2 protein-coding genes and 1 pseudogene are annotated in these 3,154 nt (G+C 73.0%); 2 read left to right on the plus strand and 1 reads right to left on the minus strand.

Annotation, left to right across the window (positions count from 1 at the left end; genetic code table 11):
- The first annotated feature begins 112 nt into the window (after positions 1 to 112).
- Positions 113 to 976 carry an MBL fold metallo-hydrolase gene (locus tag GT354_RS42690; RefSeq protein ID WP_161362249.1) on the plus strand — a complete coding sequence of 288 codons (864 nt, stop codon included), beginning with the start codon at positions 113 to 115 and terminating at the stop codon, positions 974 to 976.
- Entirely contained in the window at positions 973 to 2,622 is a 1,650-nt protein-coding gene (locus GT354_RS42695) for an amidohydrolase (protein ID WP_161362252.1), read from the plus strand. Before GT354_RS42690 ends, GT354_RS42695 begins: the two co-directional genes overlap by 4 nt.
- Before the next feature lie 291 nt (positions 2,623 to 2,913).
- On the opposite strand, the pseudogene GT354_RS42700 reads toward GT354_RS42695, so the two are convergent.
- Positions 2,914 to 3,154, minus strand: a pseudogene (locus GT354_RS42700) (hypothetical protein); the annotation flags it as partial.

A 3,154-nucleotide genomic window follows, 5' to 3' on the forward strand; every position in this document is an offset into this window, starting at 1 on the left:
CACCGCAGCGCACACGGCACGGCACACCGCAGCGCACACGGCGCGACGCACCGCAGCGCACACGGCGCGACACACCGCAGCACACAACGCACCTCACAACGGAGCCACCCTCATGAGTACCCGACTCGTCCTGCTCGGCACGGCCGGCGGCCCCATGCCGAGCGTTCAGCGCGCCGGCATCGCCCAGGCGCTGGTCGTCGACGACGCGGTCTACCTGATCGACGCCGGCAACGGCGTCGCGCGCCGCATGCGGCAGGCGGGCCTGTCCTTCGGCGACCTGAAAGCGGTCTTCCTCACTCACCACCACTCCGACCACACCGCGGACCTCGGCACGCTCTTCCTGCTCGGCTGGGGAGGACTGAGCGCCCCGGTGGACGTGATCGGGCCGCCGCCGCTCGGCTCGCTGATCGACCACTGGTTCAGCGCGTACGACTACGACATCCGCTCCCGCCACGAGATCGACGGTCGCCCGGCGCTGCGCCCCTTCGTTCGTGAGCGCGAGATCGTCGACGCCGGCGTGATCTACGAGGACGACCGGGTCCGCGTCACCACCGCACTCGTGCAACACCCCCCGGTTCGCCCGTCGTTCGCGTTCCGCTTCGACACCGCGGACGGTTCCGTGGTGATCTCCGGTGACACCGCGCGCTGCGCCGCGTTGTCCGAACTCGCCCGCGGCGCCGACATCCTCGTTCACGAGGCGATCCACGCACCGAGCCTGGCCGCGCTGTCGGACGTCAGCGGCGGCACCATCTCCACCGAGGAACTCATGTCGTGCCACACGTCGCCGGACGACGCGGGCGCGATCGCCGCCGAGGCCGGTGTGCGCACGCTCGTCCTCACCCACCTGGTTCCGCCGGACCATCCGGGCGACGAGGTGTGGGAAGCGGAGGCCCGAAAGGAGTTCGGCGGCCGGATCGTGGTCGGCCGCGATCTCGCCGTTCTCGACCTCGGCCCGGTCGCGGGGAGCCGTCCGTGACCGCCGACCCGACCGCCGACCTGGTGCTGTACAACGGCCACGTGTTCACCGGCGACCCCGGCCGCCCACGTGCCGACGCGGTCGCCGTCGGGAACGGTCGCATCCTCGCCGTGGGCTCCGTCGCCGAGGTCCGGGAGCACGCCGGCGCCGCCACGGAAACGGTCGACCTGTCCGGGCGCATGGCGCTCCCGGGTTTCCAGGACGCGCACATCCATCCCGTGCAAGGTGGGCTCGAACGGCTTCGCTGCGACTTGACCGGCGAACACACCGCCGGCGCGACCCTGACCAAGGTGGCGGAATACGGCGCGGCCAACCCCGACCTGCCGTGGGTCCTCGGCGGCGGCTGGTCGATGGAGGCGTTCCCCGGCGGAAACCCGTCCGGGACCCTCCTGGACACGGTGGTCCCCGACCGGCCGGCATACCTGCTCAACCGTGACCACCACGCGGCGTGGGTGAACGGCAAGGCGCTCGAACTCGCCGGGATCACGCGCGACACACCGGACCCGGCGGACGGCCGCATCGAGCGCACCGCCGCCGGCGACCCCGCCGGAGTCCTGCACGAAGGCGCGATGGCGCTGGTGGAACGGCACGTCCCGGCGGCGTCCGCCGACGAGTTGACCACGGCCCTGCTCGCCGCCCAGGAGTACCTGCATTCGCTCGGCGTCACCGCCTGGCAGGACGCGCTCATCGGGACCTACGCCGGAGTCCCCGACGCGTTCGAAACCTATCTGGCCGCCGCCGAGTCCGGGCGGCTGACCGCGCGCGTGGCGGCGGCCCTGTGGTGGGACCGGTCCCGCGGCCGGGAGCAGATCGCCGAACTCGCCGCGCGGCGTGACCGCTCGCGGATCGGGCGCTTTCGGGCCGAGACCGTCAAGGTCATGCAGGACGGCGTCGCGGAGAACTTCACCGCGGCGATGTCCGAGCCCTACCTCGACCGTTGCGGCTGCCGGAGCGCGAACCTGGGCCATTCGTACCTGGAACCGGCGGCGCTGAACGCGGCGTTCGCGGCGTTGGCCGACGTCGGTTTCCAAATCCACGTGCACGCGATCGGTGACCGGGCGGTCCGCGAGACCCTCGACGCCTTCGCGCACGCACGCACGGTCCACGGCCACACCGACCTGCGCCACCACATCGCGCACCTCCAGGTCGTGCACACCGAGGATCTGCCCCGCTTCGCGGACCTCGACGTCACCGCCACCGTCCAGCCGCTGTGGGCCTGCCACGAGCCGCAGATGGACACCCTCACCATCCCCTTCCTGGGCGCCGAACGCGCCGCGAGGCAGTATCCGTTCGCCGGGCTGGCCGCCGCTGGCGCGCGGCTGGCGGCCGGCTCCGACTGGCCGGTGTCCAGCCCCGATCCGATGCTGGGCATCCATGTCGCCGTCAACCGCGTCGCGCCCGGGGCGACGGCCGAGCCGCTGATCCCCGAACAGCGGATCACTCTCGGCGCTGCGCTGCGCGCCTACACGGCGGGTTCCGCATATGTGAACCACCGTGACGACACCGGCGTGCTGCGTCCCGGGGCACTCGCCGACATCGCCGTCCTGAACCGGGACCCCTTCGAAGGCCCGGTGGACGACATCGCCTCGACGACGGTCGATGCCACGTTCGTCGGTGGCCGGTGCGTCTGGGACCGTACGCGGTAGACCGCGGCCGCGGTGGTGCCGACCACCAACGCGGCGGCGGCACGCCGATGGGCCGCGCTCTCGACCGGAGCGCGGCCCATCGGTGTGCCGCCGGTGAGCCGAAGGAAGCCGGGAACGACATCGTGCCGCCGGTAAGCCACAGAAGCCGGGAACCACATCGTGCGCCGGTGAGCCGCGGGAAGCCGGGAACGACGTCGTGCCGCCACCGGATCGCGGTGGCGGCACGACAGGGAACGCACGGCGCCCAGGATCGGCAAACGACGCCGTGCGCCGTCCGGGGGTCCTCCTGCGTCACAGCCAGGGAGGGAGCGGCGGGAGGTCCAGGGCGGCGGGATCGGTACGGCCCAGCAGCCAGCCCAGCAGGTCCGCCGCGGGCCGATCGGCCACGACCTGCGCGGCACCCTGGCGTGGGCCGACGGCCCAGCCTTCGTCCCAGGCGCGATCACGGGGCGCGAGCCGAACCGCGGGGGCGTCCGCCCGATCGCGGAAGGACTCCACCGCGTCGCGGGCGAGCGCGTCCACGAGGGCGGCG

The sequence above is a fragment of the Streptomyces sp. SID3343 genome (assembly GCF_009865215.1).
Lineage (GTDB): Bacteria > Actinomycetota > Actinomycetes > Streptomycetales > Streptomycetaceae > Embleya.